The organism is uncultured Sulfuricurvum sp. (genome assembly GCF_937936435.1).
Taxonomy (GTDB): domain Bacteria; phylum Campylobacterota; class Campylobacteria; order Campylobacterales; family Sulfurimonadaceae; genus Sulfuricurvum.
Map to the genome: position 1 here is coordinate 1 of NZ_CALDDG010000121.1, position 17,288 is coordinate 17,288.

Below are 17,288 nucleotides of genomic sequence, written 5' to 3' on the forward strand. Positions count from 1 at the left end.
AGATAAAGGAATGTGACTGGAGTTCAGACGTGTGCTCTTCCGATCTAAAATCGAGAAGAACTCCGCAAAGCAGCAATGAGACGCCGCTCTCAGTCACAAAGGGAAGCATTCGAAAAACTCGAAAGAAACAACCGCCGCAAAGTCAATGCCATGCCCTCCAGCCAATATGAATATCGGACGCTGTTAAATCTGCCGATCGAGGGGATATTGGAGCTGTCTCAGATTAAATCCGCCTATCGAAAAGCTGCCAAACAGGCGCATCCCGATGCCGGAGGTTCTCAGGAGATGTTTATCCGTATCAAAGAGGCGTGCGATGCGCTGATAGAATCGGTATAGATTTACTTTGCCGGAATCGATAACGCACTCAACGCTTCGTTTACCGCAAAAATTTTGCCGCGGATATCGGTGTATCCGAATGCTTCCAAACGCTCAGTATGTTTTTTCAAATACCGCTCGGCATCTTCTGCATTGTCAAACAAATAGATCCCCCCGGCTTCCTTGGTCGCTTCGTTCTCCGTCCAAAGCTTGGATATAAGCCCTTTCTCCGTAGCAATGTCTTTTGCCAGATCGCTCATTAGAGCACTAAGTTCGTCGCCGAACGGTCCGTTGTGGGGAAAATCGACTTGCAGAAGGTATCTCATGTTATACTCCTTGAATGGTTTATAGAATCATAATTCAATAGAACAAAATTGTCAACTAGGTTTACAATGTCAATCTGCTTTTTATCGTTAGAGACCAGTAAAATATTTAATCGGCTTATATTGGACGAGCTTACGGCTCAGGGGTTTGAAGGATTGAGCCAAGCCCTAATTATTCTGTTTCCCTATATCGATGAACACAAAGGAATCAATCCAAGCACCCTTGCATCTAAAATCGGATATACCCGACAGGCAATGCACAAAAACCTACTAAAACTTGAAACACTGGGCTATATTCTATTCGAGTCGGGGGAGAATAAAAAAGAAAAAGCCGTTTTACTAACTTCAAAAGGGATGGAATTAATGAAAATCGCGACGGCATTCATTGAACATACGCAGCAAGAGCTGTCTGAACTTTTAGGTGAACAGGGGCTGAACGAATACATGGAATATCAGTCCAGAATCGTATCCCATCTGCATAGTAAAAAACAAATATGACAATAATACGTCGCGTTACATTCGTTAACAATACCTCCCTCCAAGAGTCTCATTAATATGCTATAGTAAGACATCCATAAAGATTGAAAAGAGGTATTATGAAACGCTTTCTTTTAACAGCCGCAATGTCCGTTGCGGCTATCACTACTTCAACCCTTGCCGCTGATGTCGGTGTCTCCGTCAGTATCGGTCAACCGGGTTTTTACGGTCAGATTGATATCGGCAATTTCCCGCAGCCTAGACTCGTTTACGCTCAACCGATCGTCATTGACCGCGGAGTACCGATGGGACGGGCTCCGATCTATCTGCGTGTTCCACCCGGACATGCCAAACATTGGAGCAAACACTGCCATGAATATCATGCCTGTAATCAACGCGTCTATTTTGTACATGATGACTGGTATGAACGCGAATACGTTCCGCGCTACCAAGAACAGCATCGTGATCACAGAAATGACAGAGGGGATGACCATCGCGGAAATGAACACGGTAAGAAAAACCATGATGACCGGGGACACGGCAATCATTAACGCATAAACCGCATTTTGTACTTTTCTTTTTTAGGAAGAAAAGTACGCCGCCATCAATTATAAAGTTTCAGCGTCTCTCCCACACTCACCCGTTTTGTCCTTTCATCCATCGTAATCGCTTCACGCCACGGCATCGGACTCACCTCCGGCGACATCAGCCCTTTGCTCTTATGGACACGGATCACATACTCGCCGCTGTTGACAAAATAATCGTTATATTCAGGAATGTAGGGCATATCCCAGACGATACATCCCTCTGTCGGACAGACATCGGCACATTTTGGGACGGCAGAATCGACGCACTCGATGCATTTTTCAGGTTTGACATAGGTATATTCCCCGTCGCTCAGCGGGGAATCGTCGGCACTCACGATCGCCGTCGCCGGACATTCATCGATGCACGCATCGCAGTTAATACACAAGTCGGTAATAAGAACAGCCATAACACACTCCATACATATATCTATTACCTATGATATACATTATATGTTCTTATTAAAATAGCTCAAAATCGTCATCGTCATTCGCAACGGCAGTTGGTTCCGGAGGAAAAAACAACGCCTCAACTTGATACGAAGAGCTAAGAATCGAACTGTCCAGATAATTGATATCCGGAGCTGCTTGCTGTTCAAACACCGTCGTCTTCCATACGGTTAAATCGTCAAAAATACTGACAAGCAAAATCCGAAGCTTCGACAGATCGATCCCCTCATGATTTTGAAGCCCTTCCAGAAGGTTTTCAATTTTGAACAATGTCAGAGCAATCGCCTGAAACTCGTAAAAACTGTTTTGTAAGATTTCACGGTATTCGCGGATAAATCCGATCATGATTTTGCGTGTCGATTCCTGAGCCAAATTCTCTTTATCAGCCAAGAGTCCTACAATCTCGGCAATCGCGTCATCCATGAGGTGAAGCTCTTCCTCGATATTCTCCAGCCCGCCCATATCCTGAATGTATTCCGAAGCGGTATAGTGCGCGGTTCCGTATTCGTTATGCAGCAGTTTTTCGACCTGAAGCCCATCAGGAAGAGATGGGGACGTATACTCCTGCGCTACCTCTTCTTTTCCTAAAATGATCGATATCATCTCAGCATCCCGCTTTACGGAAATGTCAGAATATTTGTGCCACTCTCGTTCCGTAAATAACCGTAGAGCCTCACTTTTATTCATAGCTTGCGGCGTTATCGAGACGAAGAATGTTTCCGTACCCTCTTCAAACCGTAGATACGCATTATGCGATTCGATCACACATAGAAGCAAACATTCCTGAACGACGTCCAAATAAATACTGATCGTTTCATCACCGAAATGAGGATTTTTTAACAACATGCCGCTGACATCCTCCCAAAAAGGGATAATATCTTTATAGCTTTGGAGAAATCTGCGGTTCTCATCGTAGGTTTCACGCAAATAGCCGACAATCTCCGGACGTATCCCCTCCATCGGCGGCATCGATCCGCTAATCACGTTCGGGGTATTGAGATGATATTCAAGCCGAAATACGGACGAAACGATCTCTTCTTCGAGAGTTTCGGGAGAATACACATTTTTAAGCAACCTCAAAATCGGTTTGGCAAAGCGCATATTCGTATAAAACTCGACGAGTTTGGCATAGTCTTGCGTCGTAAAAGTAGTAGAGAGAATAGCGGAAGCGAATTTGATATCTGAAACGGTCTCATTTGAAAGTCCCGGATAATGGGCGAGCACATAGGTCAGGTATATCCGCATCCGCTGCTCAAATTTTTTTGAATCGGCAAAAAGCAACAACGATTTGACGAACCGATGGGTATAGCTCCCTAAATTCGGATTCCATTTGTTGAGCTCGGCTTCGACGGTTCGTATCAGTGCGGCATTATCGAAGTTGGCATGTATGCAGCGCTTGATGTTAAAGGTGTATAGTTTTTGTTTTGTCGACAACGATTCTTCATCTTCGGATGAACCTCCGATAGCGATTACGGGGACATCGATCAGGATAAAGTCATTGTTTAATGCATTATGAAAGGCATTGTTTGCTTTTCGAAGCGCTTTATAATCGGAGACAATCAAATGGGGAACAGCAGAACGGATACTCTCCATCGCATCTTCAAGTTCCAAACATACGACGCTATCATACTGTTTGCCGAGTTGTTGTGCGATAAGATTCGGATCCACTTCCAGCGTATAAATGAGTATTTTTTTCATACCGAAGATTATACATGAAAAACGATACCCAACGAAAGAAATTGATAGAAATTCTCAATTTTTACAATAAAAATGTGATACGACTCTTTTTCGTTCTCTTATGAACGTTGTATTTTCTGAATCTCTTCATCGAAGAAATGTTCCAGAATTTGTTTCTCTTTTGAGTTCAAGACGGCATTTTTATGCATCAAAAGATATTCGCTTTTAGGCATCATCGCATTATTGATTACCTGCTTGGCACGTTCCAACCGTTGGAGCTTGATCGCCGGATCGATATTCGCCCAGTTGGAAAAATCGAGGGCTTTGCGTCCGCTTTGGATATTGTTCGACATTACCCATGATACCGGGGCTACATTGTGATACCACGGATATTTTGTTTCGTTCGAATGGCAATCGTAACAGGAATTTTTGAGAACACCCATGACATGTGCGTCGGTATTTAACGCCACTTTCTCATCGACGGCCGGATTATGAAAATCGGGTCTTATAAACTGTATTGCTACGACAAAGCCGACTACGACAAAGACTATTTTTTTCATTCTATTTACCCTGGATTAATATGACTCGAAATCATACACGGTAAAAGTAACCGAATAATCCGAATCATCAAAATAATAAATATATATTTGAACTTCAATCAAGTATAATAATATTTTAAATAATTATTAGTTTTAAAATATGATAATGACTGCAGACATCTTCTCTTAGGAATATCAATGAGTTTTTTTAATCGACGCCTTTTATACCGTATCGGATTGTATAGCACCGCCGGAATCATTGCCTATTCCATTTATGCCAGAGCCAACATTCCTCCCGAAACCGACGAGGAATACTGCAAACGAAAAGGGATGGTCAAAATACACGATCAATTCTATAAATACGACGTCTATGAACACGGCGAAATGAAACCGTTTGTCGACCTTCTAACCGATGGATGCGACGGAGACAGTTTTTGCGACATCGACCGTGCCTATCAATATGTCCTGAAGATTCCGTACAAAGAGAGTACGCAGAGCCGAACCCCTGCCGACGTCATCAATCAAAACGGAGGAGACTGTGATGAGAAATCGTTTTTGTTGGCGACGCTGCTGCTGCAAAAACATTATCGCTGTCTATTGATCATGACAAAAGAGCATGCCTTTCTCACAATACATTTGCCGGATGAGAGCAAAATACGACGCCCTAATGCCTATGTGACATTTGAGGGGGAAAAATACTATTTTGCGGAAACGACGCTGCCTCACGGATATATCGGACAATATAATAACATCCGAGAACAAGAAGTTGAAGGAGTATTCGATATGACGAGCAAAGAAGAAATACCGTCGGATAAAATCAGTTTTTTCACGCCTCATACATAACAATTACTTTTTAGCATCCACGTGTCCGCATCGTCTCCTGCGCATCAAGATCGATACATATCTGACGAGGTTTGAGTACAAAACGGTAGTAGAGCAGATACAACAACAACCCGAAATAGGTCAAAGCACCCACCGAGATAAAAAGAATTCCGATATTGAAATGTTTTTTTTCAACCGTCAGAGAGTGTAAAGAGCGTTCGATACGGGTATAGCCGTTTTGATAAAACATCTCATCGATCCGATCCATTTTTTCACTCTCCGTCAAATCGGCACTGCTTGTTTGTCTTATGTATTCCCGAAAAATATCAAGATTTTGTGCGTAATTACGACGATCCCAAAAATAGACCGCAATGCCCAATGGCAGTATGAACATCATGATGATCGTACTCACGGCCTACTCCTCGTATCTTATCGGGAGATTATAGCATCGATAACACGGAAGTATTGTTTGTTTAGAGTGACTCTATTGCAGGAGTATCATTTTTCATGCAGTACTATCTCGACTTTTTGAATCGTCTCATCGATAAGATGGCGGCTACGCCATGACACATAAACGCTCCAATTACTCTGATCTTCATCATCCATATCGATTATGACGGTATCGATATTCATCGCTTGTTCGATCTGAGCCGTATTTGTGGTATGTAGCGATGCAAAAGTATACGACGGAAGTACAAAAGACACTTCAGACATCTCTTTCGAAAGATGTATTAATCGTATCGATGAACGGGGAAGAAAATAGCCCTTCATTATAAGATCAGGATGAGCAGACTGATGATAGGCTTCTTTAAAATCAGAAGGTAAATCAGGGTGATGTTCTTCCAACCATTTTTTATCATACGTTCCGGCATGTTGCAACCGATAGTATGATGTTCTATCGATCGCTCCAAAACCTTGCGGTAAATACACTTCATAAGGTTTATCCGGATCGATCGGATTGTCATGCGATTCAATTTGTGGTGCTTGAATCACTTTATCAATCTGTTTTTTGTGGACGATACCGCATCCGGAAAGATTATAATCATCAACTATCTCTTCTTGATTTCCGAGTACCGCTTTTCCTCCGAATGCATAGGAATAGTGAATCGGAATACGACTGCATACTTCCGGTTTATCCAATTTCCATCCCAAAAATGTTTTCCGCCAGAATCGTTTTCCGCAAACATGTAATCTTTTTTCTAAAAGAAGTTTCTCTTCAGGATCAAAAACTTTGACGGCACAGTTCCATTCTCCTCGAGGAATACCTTCGGGAGAATATGTTTGTCCGTTCACAATCAAATCGCCATTCGGTTTGAAAGGGACATAGTCGGATGGATAACGTAATGTCCGAGCATCATCTTCATCAATATATACGTCACTTCCAAATAAATCCCCTTGCTTAGGGTCTAACGACAATCGCAATTGATTGCTATCCGAATTTTGCAGTACCAATTTGAATTTTGCACGACAAAGCGTCGTGACATAGCATTTATTCACCGAATCACTGCTTTCCCATGCCAATGCGGGAAAAGGGGTGTAGTTCGTTAATTCCATCTTAATTAATATCCACTAATTTACTTTTGATTTCGACATGTTCATTTCCGATAATCGATACCTTATTTCCCTGTACCATAATCGTTCCGTCATTATTAAGGATAATAGAACTCGCACCAACTTGAAGTTCATATCGTTGTCCCACAATGGTATATTTCATCGCACCGACTTGCTCCGTACTACTAATTCCGACGCTCTCATTCTTACTAGCCCCTACGGATACTTGATATCCTGCACCGATAGTTAGTGCTTTAGCGATATCGATCGTTTCCGTTTTGCTTTTGTTGACTCTCTCTTGGCGGTAGCCGTGGATAGTCACATCTTCATTATTGTCCACGGTTTCGCTTCGATCATGTTGGATATGCTCCGTTGCATCGTTTAGGACGAGTAGGCTGTAATCTTTTTGGGCGCGCATATTGAACTGTTCGTTATTTTGTGCGTCTTCGAAGAGGATTTCGTTGTATCCTTCGGTATCGGTGTATTGAGGGGTGGTTTGGGTTTTAATGTAGCTTTGGGTTTTTGTGCTTGGTAGATCGTAGGGAATGGTGTTCTCGCCGTTATGGAGCATTCCGATAATGATCGGGCGGTCTATATTGCCGTTGATGTAGCTGATCAGCACTTCGGAGTTAACACGGGGGAGAAATCGCATTCCGTAACCGTCTCCTGCGTACAAGGTGTTAAGAGGAATATAGCAGGTAGTCGGATATTTGGGATCGAAGTGCATAATCACTCGGATCTCCCCTTTTTCGTTTACGTCTATCTCGTTGGCTCCTTTGGTGAGCTCTTGATCACCCTTGGAGACTCTGGCGGTATGGACTCCGTCGATTCGGGGTTTGGCAATCGTGTAGGGTGGTCTATAGGTTATCCCTGCGGGAATTGCGCTGAAGGTTGCGGTGTATTGTTCTTGTTGCTCATGTTCACTCTCTATCAGTTCGTCCAGGGCGTTAGGGAAGAAGCCGTTGTACTCTACACTTAGGATAATGGCGTCGGTTTGTTTGAATACTTTGGTATCGTTAAGTTTAACGTGGATTCCCTCTTTGAGGGAGAGGGAGGTACTTTCTCCGCTGATACTCTCATTGGGGGTATAGGAGCGTTCGGCGTTGATACTGCCGTAACGGTTCAGGTCTTTGGCAAGTGAGCCTTCCATTTTATCCAATCTATCTTTGAGGCTGTGGCGGGTAAGGGAGTTGCGCAATTGGGTACTGGTACTGTTATCTTTGAGGAAACCCGTGCTTGATTTAGTGGTGTGGCTCATATCCAAAGAAGGTTTGCTCGGGTCATAGTAATCATGGTTCTGGGTGGAGACGTTGAATGCTTTTTCGAGGTTATAGGTCGCTTCGATCGGTGTGTTATGGATCGGTGCGTGTGAGGTGAGTTCGCACAAAGTCAGGTTGAAGGACTCTGATGAACTTTCATCTATCAGCAATACCAGCCCCTCTTCTTCGCAGAGCATTGTGATAAATGCGTAATCGCTTTGGAAGTATTGGGTGGTGTAGTGGCGTTTAGGGTAACGGATCGAATCCGTTTTAACGATCAGGTTTAGGTTGAGAAGTGCGTCGTAGCGTTTGATAATCTCACCGATAATCTCAGGGACGCTTTTATCCATATAGATTTCACTGCGTCGGTTCAATGAAAGGTAGTACAACGGTGATACAACCGTAATCTCATAAAGGTGTTTACGCCCTACACTCCCTGCCTCTTTGGCATGGGATATTCGTCCTGCCACTTTTTTACTAGAGAGGGGAGAAATCTCATCGCGCAGTGTGATCTCACATACCGTATCGGCAATCGCTTCTACTCCAATAGCTTCATCGCTTACGAATACGACGGTATACTCATAGCTTCGAGCTACTTCGCTTTTTCCTTCTAAGCTATAGACGCTGTAGCTGTCCACGCTAAGAATCGTATTTGATGCTTTATACTCTTTCAATTTCAATCGGCAGCTCACTCGCCGTTGGATTAATCGCGATGCACCCATGAGGGTATTGAGGAGAGAAGATGCAACTTCCATAAAAAAACCTTTTATATTTATAGATGTTATTTAAAGTTTAATAGTATATCAAGATTTAGATTATATTACAATTTTTTTTGTTATTTATTGAAGGCGCTATAAAGAATCAATTACTATATACGAGTTTTACCCAATGAGTATCTCAATCCATTTTCGCAAAACCCCAATTATCTTGATAAAGTTCACTCACTCTCCAAAGCCGATGCGGGACAACAACGCTTTTTTGCGAATTGACCAATTTGACTTCAACACTCTTTAGGTCATCACTTACTTTGACTTCCAGATTCGCACGCTCTGAGGTATTTTTGAAATACTCCTCAAAGATCTTGCTTGTTTTACGGAGATCAAACTTGACCAGCCCCACCATACGTTTACCCTCGGGAGTAATAAAGTAGACTCCAAAAAATGCCGGAACAGGAGCACCAGTACGATTACGCTCTTTTTCGACTTGATCTTCCCAAACGATATAACGTTCGGTATTTACGAATTGGATATAATATTTTTCAAGTGCCCAAGGGTGCACAATATGCATCGACCATGGATAGGTTCGGCGGTACACTTCATCCCATAATCCGAATGGGATTTTGTGGTTGTGTATTTCATCATAAGCCTCTTTGCCGGTAAATTTTTCTTGCAAAGTGTGACTTACCCAGTCTGCTCTATCATTAGGGTCTATTCTATCGGGTGTAACGTTTTGAAAAACATGCCATGGCATGTCAATCTTTTTGGCTTTGAAGTATCCTATCTCTCTGGCTTCTTCGGCAAGCATCTTTGCAACTACACCTCCGCCGGGAGCCATCATAAAGCCTATTCCATCATAGGTTACATGAGCTCCTACAGGGATATGGTCAACCGTATCAGCCGAAGGTAAACGATATCCTTCCTTATACAGTTCCTTCATCCTCTCGACGGGAAGTTCGGCATCAAGTTCGTAAAACTGATTTTCTGCATTCGAGAACCATCGCAGATGCACCCGATGAGGAAATCGATCCATCCGGCCCCCTGCTGTCCCCTCAGGGATCTCCCAGCCTCTACTAACTTGGGGAGCAAAAAATCCTCCCATGAGATTTCCATTCTCATCCCGATAGGCGTTATACCCCTGTACTATATCTATAGAATACCCCTTGGGGCTAGAAAGTGAAGTATCGAGTTCCATTTTTTTTCTGAACATAGTATCTCCTGATGATTGATGATTAGTACATCCTGTAAATAGTAATACGGCAAATATTAACCCTAAACTGATCCTCATGATTTTCCCTTTATCCGTGATGAACGGTACGAACCGCTTCACCCCATTGAAAAATCTGTGCATCCATCCACTCACCGTCTCCCGACCAGTGGAGATAGTTTTTAAACAGTTTACGACTTTTTTCTTTGTCAGATGGCTTGATCACTTTTATCTCTCCCTTGCCCTTAGTCACACAGGCATCATCATGAGCTAATGCGACTTCCTTAAACTCATCCAGTACCTCTTGCAAAAAACCATCTGGTATTTGGCTTTCTTTATTCTTCAAAAACATATTAAAACAATCAACATCATATTTTTTGATAAACGCATACATCAAATGACACGATACTCTGGGATAGCCGCTGTTGAGCTGTTGTCGGTATCCCCATAACGTTCTATCAATCACAGTTCGAGTTGGGATACCGCTCGTTATTGTTTCTTTGATATCGTATGTATCATCAATCAGATAAAGTCTGCTTCCTTCAAGATTGGCTTTGTAGCCGGGAAGTCTATTCGCATCAGAAATATACTCACTTTGTTCATAATACCCCTCGTCGATAAGAGCTTGTGCCAAAAGGGAAGCGTCGACTTTGGAAGCATTTATTTTTTGACGAAGCAATCGTGTAAGGACATTATCGAACAACCAAAATTTCCCCACGTCATGATCCCCTTCGCTATTAAAATGGTTTCTCTCTTGCGGTTTGGCTTCACCCTGATGGTGCTCACGTACATAGCGAACGACCTCGTTTTTCCCTGCGATCACCACTTCGCCATCGACAAGCTCTTCGCCTACTCCAAGTCCTCCGCCTATATCGGTGTGACACCCCGGGATACGGAATTCTACACCATACCCTTTTTCCATACTGCTATGGATGTCATAGAGTGAAAAAAAGGTACGAGCTTCATTGGAAGCGGCGATATGAACAACTTTATAGCTTTTGGGCGGTTCGGGTACAGCCCCGCCGGGATTGGGCTGAATTATCTCTTGTTTCCACTCTTTGGCATCATTGTCTTGTTTGAGTCCTATCGATACCACCGTATCAAATATCCCAATAAACCCGATTTGCACCTGACACGGTTGTAAGGGATTTGTAAATTTGAACCGATCAATCATAAATCGAGTCATCCCCGTTTTTGGGTCTTCATAACTCTCTCGGATAAGGTTAGAAAAATAGCGTGCAGATGCCGCTCCACGGCTGAAACCGTAGATATTGATCTGCAAAAGATCAAATATTTCACCTTGTTTTTCTTCTTTGTTTAACTTCTTGGCAATATATTCAAATGCCCGTTGGGCTTTGGCATCAAACCCCCGTTTGCTTCCCCATCCAGACCCTGCCGCAAAAGCTCCGTCGGTGTCTTTGTCGAGTGTCCCCGTCCCCTCTATATACACAGCGATATTGCCTACTGAATTTCCATCAGGCTTAAATCCCTTGTATAACCACTCGATTGTTGTCCCTTCCCTGTGGTAGCTCAGATAATCGTGGGTGTTGATTTCCGATTTTTTACTCTCATTCGGTGAGAATTTAAAATGTTTTTTTTGTTCGTATGATTTTAGGGGATCTTTGTCAAATTGATATTCAGGATTTAAGCCACGGTAGATATTGTTATTCTCCATATTATTCCACGTACCGTCAAAAAATACATTGATCATAAATGATTTGATTTGTACTTGAACTGATGATCCATCGGTTGGATTGGTTTTGTCTTTACTTAGTGTTTTCGGTTTACAAAGCAATTCTAAATCTTCTGCCATTAGTTAGCCTTTCTTCTGCTTATCTGATACGATCATCAGCCATAATTTTTAGTTCTGCACTTCTTGCACCGCTATGGACGCGTTCAGTTTCGCCTTTATCATTGGTAATGCCATAAATCGGTGTCTCTTTGCCGATAATGATTTTGTAGGCAAAGTTTTTGACCGGTTGACCGTTTTGATCTTTAATAACATACATCTCATCGTTACCCTTTTCAGCACCATTAATATAAATCTTCGGCGCAATGATCTCAATGTGATCGATTCCAGTAAAGTCAATGTCATCACCTTCGATGATGATCTCTCCGCTAGCATACATTGTGATAAGGCTTTTACCCACCATGAGTTTATACTTCTCTCCTACGATAGTATGCTTCAATACTCCCACTTCTTCCGTACTACTAATTCCGACGCTCTCATTCTTACTAGCCCCTACGGATACTTGATATCCTGCACCGATAGTTAGTGCTTTAGCGATATCGATCGTTTCCGTTTTGCTTTTGTTGACTCTCTCTTGGCGGTAGCCGTGGATAGTCACATCTTCATTATTGTCCACGGTTTCGCTTCGATCATGTTGGATATGCTCCGTTGCATCGTTTAGGACGAGTAGGCTGTAATCTTTTTGGGCGCGCATATTGAACTGTTCGTTATTTTGTGCGTCTTCGAAGAGGATTTCGTTGTATCCTTCGGTATCGGTGTATTGAGGGGTGGTTTGGGTTTTAATGTAGCTTTGGGTTTTTGTGCTTGGTAGATCGTAGGGAATGGTGTTCTCGCCGTTATGGAGCATTCCGATAATGATCGGGCGGTCTATATTGCCGTTGATGTAGCTGATCAGCACTTCGGAGTTAACACGGGGGAGAAATCGCATTCCGTAACCGTCTCCTGCGTACAAGGTGTTAAGAGGAATATAGCAGGTAGTCGGATATTTGGGATCGAAGTGCATAATCACTCGGATCTCCCCTTTTTCGTTTACGTCTATCTCGTTGGCTCCTTTGGTGAGCTCTTGATCACCCTTGGAGACTCTGGCGGTATGGACTCCGTCGATTCGGGGTTTGGCAATCGTGTAGGGTGGTCTATAGGTTATCCCTGCGGGAATTGCGCTGAAGGTTGCGGTGTATTGTTCTTGTTGCTCATGTTCACTCTCTATCAGTTCGTCCAGGGCGTTAGGGAAGAAGCCGTTGTACTCTACACTTAGGATAATGGCGTCGGTTTGTTTGAATACTTTGGTATCGTTAAGTTTAACGTGGATTCCCTCTTTGAGGGAGAGGGAGGTACTTTCTCCGCTGATACTCTCATTGGGGGTATAGGAGCGTTCGGCGTTGATACTGCCGTAACGGTTCAGGTCTTTGGCAAGTGAGCCTTCCATTTTATCCAATCTATCTTTGAGGCTGTGGCGGGTAAGGGAGTTGCGCAATTGGGTACTGGTACTGTTATCTTTGAGGAAACCCGTGCTTGATTTAGTGGTGTGGCTCATATCCAAAGAAGGTTTGCTCGGGTCATAGTAATCATGGTTCTGGGTGGAGACGTTGAATGCTTTTTCGAGGTTATAGGTCGCTTCGATCGGTGTGTTATGGATCGGTGCGTGTGAGGTGAGTTCGCACAAAGTCAGGTTGAAGGACTCTGATGAACTTTCATCTATCAGCAATACCAGCCCCTCTTCTTCGCAGAGCATTGTGATAAATGCGTAATCGCTTTGGAAGTATTGGGTGGTGTAGTGGCGTTTAGGGTAACGGATCGAATCCGTTTTAACGATCAGGTTTAGGTTGAGAAGTGCGTCGTAGCGTTTGATAATCTCACCGATAATCTCAGGGACGCTTTTATCCATATAGATTTCACTGCGTCGGTTCAATGAAAGGTAGTACAACGGTGATACAACCGTAATCTCATAAAGGTGTTTACGCCCTACACTCCCTGCCTCTTTGGCATGGGATATTCGTCCTGCCACTTTTTTACTAGAGAGGGGAGAAATCTCATCGCGCAGTGTGATCTCACATACCGTATCGGCAATCGCTTCTACTCCAATAGCTTCATCGCTTACGAATACGACGGTATACTCATAGCTTCGAGCTACTTCGCTTTTTCCTTCTAAGCTATAGACGCTGTAGCTGTCCACGCTAAGAATCGTATTTGATGCTTTATACTCTTTCAATTTCAATCGGCAGCTCACTCGCCGTTGGATTAATCGCGATGCACCCATTATACTTGATAGCAATGTCGATTCTGTTGGAGTCATTGACAACAATCCATAAACGTGTTTCCTCTAAAAACTCTAGTACAAAAACCAATACTATTTTCCATTGATTAGACTTTATACTAAAGTCTATAGAGCCGAAGCTCTATAATTTAAGCACTTTTGCCAACGCCGATACGCCAGTCATCTTCACCAGACGTACTAGCTGTTTCATGTCTCCATGTAATCTTACGGTAAGCAAACGCTACATTTTCTAGCGGTGCTACATCGGAAATTGACATTCCCACTTCAGAACTCATCATGGTATCGATATTAACGATTACCGCATCTTCCAAAGCAATCGTGAAGTAATGCTCCGGTTTACCGGCATAACTTGTACGGTAAAACTTCAAATCCACATTCGTCAGCGTTTCACCCTTCGTCAACGCGTTATAAATCAACGGAGAACTTTTATCAAAAAGTTTGGTTACGACAAGCGGTTGATGAGAGCGTTGACCTGATGGTTGTCCCGAATTCGGATCGCGCGGAATTTTAATATTGTGTGACAATGCTTTTACGAGCGTTTCGTTTTCGTGACCGTCTTGATATGTATTTCCAATAGATTCCGGGGTAAATGCCCCTTCCGTAATCAGACCTTGTGTACTTCCCTTGATAGAAATAAACACTGGATTGTTCATTTGTGCTCCTAATTTAATATAAAGTAACAAGATATTATATATTAATAACATTAAAAACAACTAAAGTAATTATTTTTTCTCTAAATATATTTTTTTAGATTCAATATGAAAGGCTTTTGATCTCTTCTTTTTTCTTCTTTTACGGATAAAGCGTTCCGAAACCAATGACGCAATCCAAACGGTAAACCTCTCATGTCTTTGAAAGAGATCGGGGCTTCATACAATTCCGTCGATTGCTCTTTATAAGGCAGTTTCCCACAATAAAGCTCATAACACACTGCTGCCATGGAAAATAGATCGCTCTTATAACTCGGCTTATGTCCTTGGATAATCTCAGGTGCGGCATAACGGGGATTAAAAGCTTTAATAGAGGTGTAATCGAGTTCAAAAGGTTGTTGTTTGCACGTATTTATGGATATGCCAAAATCAAAAATCCGTACAGAGCCGTCTTCGAGCATCATAATATTAGTAGGATTAATGTCAGCATGAATAACATGGTGCGCATGAAGATAATGCATCGTATCCAACAGCGTACTAAAAAATACATCTTTCATCGATTGTGTCCATTCACGAATCGGAATATCACTCACTACCCCACCCTTTAATTGCTCCATGACCAAATAGGGAAGATTCAAATCCGTATCAATACCAAAATCTACTACTTTTACAATATTTGGATGAGCTAATCGACTAAGATGGGCATATTCCGCGTACATAAACGCATCAATATCACTTTTTACAGAGAGAAATTCCAAAGGAAGTTTAATCGCCAAAGGACGTTCATCACCGAAATACACTGAATAATCGTCTTTTGCTTCATGCACGATACATAATCCGCCTCTGCCGAGCTGTTTTCCCAAAAGATACCGATTATTTAAACGGATATGTTGATGTCCTGTTTGAATCTTTTCGTCATCGACATTCATAATAGCGAGTTCATGATGTTTGGACATGGCTTCCTCCCTAAATTTCTACAATAACCGCTGTCAAATTATCATCGGCTTTTTTGGATAAGACCGATAACATTAAAGAGTCAATGGCAGTTGCCAACGAAAGCGATCCTAACATTTTTTGAATAAACGGTGTCGTCAGATTGTCATAAAGGCCATCCGTACACAATAAATAAACATCCCGTTTGTATACACGAAATTTTTTGACTTCCAATGAAAGTTCTCCCGGCGCTGAGAGAGCGTTTGTCAATACCTTACGCATTCCGGCGTGCGTTTTAATCTCTTTTGCATGATCCACTGTCACTAATGAAAGACGTTCATCGCGCAACAAATAGCATCGACTATCGCCTGCATGAATAGAAATCCCTTTTTCACCTTCTATATAAAGTAATACGATCGTCGTCCCTATAACGGCGTCAGTTCCCGCCATTTGCGCTTTCTTTTTAAGAATCAAGTGAATGTTATAGATTTGTGAAATTATCGCCTCAATTCTTTCCTCAAATGTTCCGAACATCTGCATTTTTTCAAAAATATCCGTCACAAGATGGCTCGCAAAGTTTCCTTCCTGATGCCCTCCCATACCGTCGCATACGATCCATAATCCGCGTTTATCGTTGGCGTAAAACGAATCTTCATTATTTTGACGAACATGCCCCGGATGGGTACTTGAATAACTTGTACCCAAACTTAAATATGCCCGTTTAATTTAAATTTTTGAACCGGGCTATCCGGTCCAAATGCTTTAGCAGGGGTACCGCTTAGAATATAAGAGCCTTTGTAATCTTTATTTATATATTCAATTCTTACTTCTTCCGAAGTATTTGGAAATGACTGCATGCGACCGAACAATTTGAAAAGAGCCCATTGCCCTTGGGTAGCCAATGATGCAACCGTAGTATTATCCAGATCGGTCAACTGAAATTTACTGTCCGCATTTCCACTTTCGGAAGGCCATACGATTTTCCGGGATTTGATCGGTCCGTGTTCATATACGATCGTATTGTCATCGTATTGGAAAGACATATTTTCGAGATTCTTGCCCAACACATTCGGACGAATAAAAATAGCGGCACTCAAACTATCGCCTCTACTGTTAAAAAGCCGCTTCCGAATTTCACGTGCCTGATACAGAGCTTCCATAAACTGTGGTGAAATTGAAACCGTGGCACCGTCAATCCTTTTAAGCTTATACCCGCGATTCATCGGGTTGGTTGTGACGAACGGAGCGATATACTCGGCCTGAAATTGATCTAATATCCCTCCTATTCTAAAAAACTCCTCAAAATCGCTTAATGTGACGTCATTGGAAGCTGTCAATTTAAACGGATACTTGTTTGCCAATTTATCTCGATAAAACGGATAGACCTGTGAAATATACTGTTCATTGATATATTGTTTTCCCTGAGAAATCATTTTTCCGATTCCGTTGCCGGATGATCGCGGAAGCCATCGACTGACAGGAGAAGGTAAAGGACTTATTTCAACTGATCCTCCTTGCTTAGCCGCTTTTTTCGTCAAGGCTCCGAATGCATCTGATGGAGAATCTATACCTTCTGATACACTATTGAAAGCGTTATCGTAACGAGTCATTTCCGCTTGTAAAGTTGATCCTGCAACGCCGTCTTCGCTTAACAACTGATTATACGATTTAAAAAAATCTCTAAGCGATCGCGGCGTTTCCTCATAATTTATAGCATGAAGATTTGCAGTAATACTTTTTCCGCTTTTCGATGCTATAGC

Annotated in this window: 18 protein-coding genes; 4 read left to right on the forward strand and 14 right to left on the reverse strand. The window is 42.5% G+C overall.

The window, feature by feature from the left end:
- Positions 1 to 75 precede the first annotated feature (75 nt).
- On the forward strand, positions 76 to 336 hold the full coding sequence (locus Q0389_RS11205) for a DnaJ domain-containing protein (RefSeq protein WP_298694191.1): 261 nt from the start codon (positions 76 to 78) through the stop codon (positions 334 to 336).
- Positions 337 to 338: 2 nt separating this feature from the next.
- On the opposite strand, the gene Q0389_RS11210 is transcribed toward Q0389_RS11205, so the two are convergent.
- The gene (locus tag Q0389_RS11210; RefSeq protein WP_298694192.1) at positions 339 to 641 is read right to left on the reverse strand and encodes a monooxygenase; all 303 of its coding nucleotides are present in this window, start codon (positions 639 to 641) and stop codon (positions 339 to 341) included.
- Between the two features lie 66 nt (positions 642 to 707).
- Here Q0389_RS11210 and Q0389_RS11215 point away from each other — a divergent pair, with 66 nt between their 5' ends.
- Positions 708 to 1,136 carry a hypothetical protein gene (locus tag Q0389_RS11215; protein WP_298694193.1) on the forward strand — a complete coding sequence of 143 codons (429 nt, stop codon included), beginning with the start codon at positions 708 to 710 and terminating at the stop codon, positions 1,134 to 1,136.
- A gap of 98 nt (positions 1,137 to 1,234) precedes the next feature.
- Entirely contained in the window at positions 1,235 to 1,666 is a 432-nt protein-coding gene (locus tag Q0389_RS11220; RefSeq protein ID WP_298694194.1) for a hypothetical protein, read from the forward strand.
- Between the two features lie 53 nt (positions 1,667 to 1,719).
- Here the strand turns inward: Q0389_RS11220 and Q0389_RS11225 are convergent, their stop codons facing one another.
- From Q0389_RS11225 to Q0389_RS11235, 3 genes are all read right to left on the reverse strand, one after another.
- Positions 1,720 to 2,109: a 4Fe-4S dicluster domain-containing protein gene (locus tag Q0389_RS11225; protein WP_298694195.1), complete on the reverse strand. Its 390-nt coding sequence runs from the start codon at positions 2,107 to 2,109 to the stop codon at positions 1,720 to 1,722.
- A 52-nt stretch (positions 2,110 to 2,161) separates the two neighbouring features.
- Entirely contained in the window at positions 2,162 to 3,847 is a 1,686-nt protein-coding gene (locus Q0389_RS11230) for a hypothetical protein (protein ID WP_298694196.1), read from the reverse strand.
- 98 nt (positions 3,848 to 3,945) lie between these two features.
- A complete protein-coding gene (locus Q0389_RS11235) occupies positions 3,946 to 4,386 on the reverse strand; it encodes a heme-binding domain-containing protein (RefSeq protein ID WP_298694197.1) in 441 nt (146 codons plus the stop codon).
- A gap of 177 nt (positions 4,387 to 4,563) precedes the next feature.
- Here Q0389_RS11235 and Q0389_RS11240 point away from each other — a divergent pair, with 177 nt between their 5' ends.
- Positions 4,564 to 5,208: a hypothetical protein gene (locus Q0389_RS11240; RefSeq protein ID WP_298694198.1), complete on the forward strand. Its 645-nt coding sequence runs from the start codon at positions 4,564 to 4,566 to the stop codon at positions 5,206 to 5,208.
- 10 nt (positions 5,209 to 5,218) lie between these two features.
- On the opposite strand, the gene Q0389_RS11245 is transcribed toward Q0389_RS11240, so the two are convergent.
- From Q0389_RS11245 to Q0389_RS11290, 10 genes are all read right to left on the reverse strand, one after another.
- Positions 5,219 to 5,599, reverse strand: coding sequence for a hypothetical protein (locus Q0389_RS11245; protein ID WP_298694199.1), 381 nt, complete (start codon positions 5,597 to 5,599; stop codon positions 5,219 to 5,221).
- A gap of 86 nt (positions 5,600 to 5,685) precedes the next feature.
- A complete protein-coding gene (locus Q0389_RS11250; protein ID WP_298694200.1) occupies positions 5,686 to 6,741 on the reverse strand; it encodes a DUF2169 domain-containing protein in 1,056 nt (351 codons plus the stop codon).
- Position 6,742: 1 nt separating this feature from the next.
- A complete protein-coding gene (gene tssI, locus Q0389_RS11255) occupies positions 6,743 to 8,752 on the reverse strand; it encodes a type VI secretion system Vgr family protein (protein ID WP_298694201.1) in 2,010 nt (669 codons plus the stop codon).
- A 142-nt stretch (positions 8,753 to 8,894) separates the two neighbouring features.
- Positions 8,895 to 10,001, reverse strand: coding sequence for a DUF2931 family protein (locus Q0389_RS11260; RefSeq protein WP_298694202.1), 1,107 nt, complete (start codon positions 9,999 to 10,001; stop codon positions 8,895 to 8,897).
- Between the two features lie 10 nt (positions 10,002 to 10,011).
- Positions 10,012 to 11,733, reverse strand: coding sequence for a DUF2235 domain-containing protein (locus Q0389_RS11265; RefSeq protein WP_298694203.1), 1,722 nt, complete (start codon positions 11,731 to 11,733; stop codon positions 10,012 to 10,014).
- A 19-nt stretch (positions 11,734 to 11,752) separates the two neighbouring features.
- Entirely contained in the window at positions 11,753 to 13,963 is a 2,211-nt protein-coding gene (gene tssI, locus Q0389_RS11270; protein ID WP_298694204.1) for a type VI secretion system Vgr family protein, read from the reverse strand.
- A gap of 110 nt (positions 13,964 to 14,073) precedes the next feature.
- A complete protein-coding gene (locus Q0389_RS11275) occupies positions 14,074 to 14,598 on the reverse strand; it encodes an Hcp family type VI secretion system effector (protein WP_298694206.1) in 525 nt (174 codons plus the stop codon).
- A gap of 80 nt (positions 14,599 to 14,678) precedes the next feature.
- On the reverse strand, positions 14,679 to 15,524 hold the full coding sequence (locus tag Q0389_RS11280) for a serine/threonine-protein kinase (RefSeq protein ID WP_298694208.1): 846 nt from the start codon (positions 15,522 to 15,524) through the stop codon (positions 14,679 to 14,681).
- Between the two features lie 37 nt (positions 15,525 to 15,561).
- On the reverse strand, positions 15,562 to 16,233 hold the full coding sequence (locus Q0389_RS11285; RefSeq protein WP_298694210.1) for a PP2C family serine/threonine-protein phosphatase: 672 nt from the start codon (positions 16,231 to 16,233) through the stop codon (positions 15,562 to 15,564).
- 2 nt (positions 16,234 to 16,235) lie between these two features.
- A partial coding sequence (locus tag Q0389_RS11290; RefSeq protein ID WP_298694211.1) for a type VI secretion IcmF C-terminal domain-containing protein occupies positions 16,236 to 17,288 on the reverse strand: 1,053 nt, incomplete at its 5' end.

What these genes read in the sequence shown, in the direction of transcription:
- Q0389_RS11275 (WP_298694206.1), bottom strand. Translation starts at nt 14,598, where the DNA reads ATGAACAATCCAGTGTTTATTTCTATCAAGGGAAGTACACAAGGTCTG.
- Q0389_RS11265 (WP_298694203.1), bottom strand. Translation starts at nt 11,733, where the DNA reads ATGGCAGAAGATTTAGAATTGCTTTGTAAACCGAAAACACTAAGTAAA.
- Q0389_RS11220 (WP_298694194.1), top strand. Translation starts at nt 1,235, where the DNA reads ATGAAACGCTTTCTTTTAACAGCCGCAATGTCCGTTGCGGCTATCACT.
- Q0389_RS11215 (WP_298694193.1), top strand. Translation starts at nt 708, where the DNA reads ATGTCAATCTGCTTTTTATCGTTAGAGACCAGTAAAATATTTAATCGG.
- tssI (WP_298694204.1), bottom strand. Translation starts at nt 13,963, where the DNA reads ATGACTCCAACAGAATCGACATTGCTATCAAGTATAATGGGTGCATCG.
- Q0389_RS11205 (WP_298694191.1), top strand. Translation starts at nt 76, where the DNA reads ATGAGACGCCGCTCTCAGTCACAAAGGGAAGCATTCGAAAAACTCGAA.
- Q0389_RS11210 (WP_298694192.1), bottom strand. Translation starts at nt 641, where the DNA reads ATGAGATACCTTCTGCAAGTCGATTTTCCCCACAACGGACCGTTCGGC.
- Q0389_RS11240 (WP_298694198.1), top strand. Translation starts at nt 4,564, where the DNA reads ATGAGTTTTTTTAATCGACGCCTTTTATACCGTATCGGATTGTATAGC.
- tssI (WP_298694201.1), bottom strand. Translation starts at nt 8,752, where the DNA reads ATGGAAGTTGCATCTTCTCTCCTCAATACCCTCATGGGTGCATCGCGA.
- Q0389_RS11280 (WP_298694208.1), bottom strand. Translation starts at nt 15,524, where the DNA reads ATGAATGTCGATGACGAAAAGATTCAAACAGGACATCAACATATCCGT.
- Q0389_RS11225 (WP_298694195.1), bottom strand. Translation starts at nt 2,109, where the DNA reads ATGGCTGTTCTTATTACCGACTTGTGTATTAACTGCGATGCGTGCATC.
- Q0389_RS11250 (WP_298694200.1), bottom strand. Translation starts at nt 6,741, where the DNA reads ATGGAATTAACGAACTACACCCCTTTTCCCGCATTGGCATGGGAAAGC.
- Q0389_RS11230 (WP_298694196.1), bottom strand. Translation starts at nt 3,847, where the DNA reads ATGAAAAAAATACTCATTTATACGCTGGAAGTGGATCCGAATCTTATC.
- Q0389_RS11260 (WP_298694202.1), bottom strand. Translation starts at nt 10,001, where the DNA reads ATGAGGATCAGTTTAGGGTTAATATTTGCCGTATTACTATTTACAGGA.
- Q0389_RS11235 (WP_298694197.1), bottom strand. Translation starts at nt 4,386, where the DNA reads ATGAAAAAAATAGTCTTTGTCGTAGTCGGCTTTGTCGTAGCAATACAG.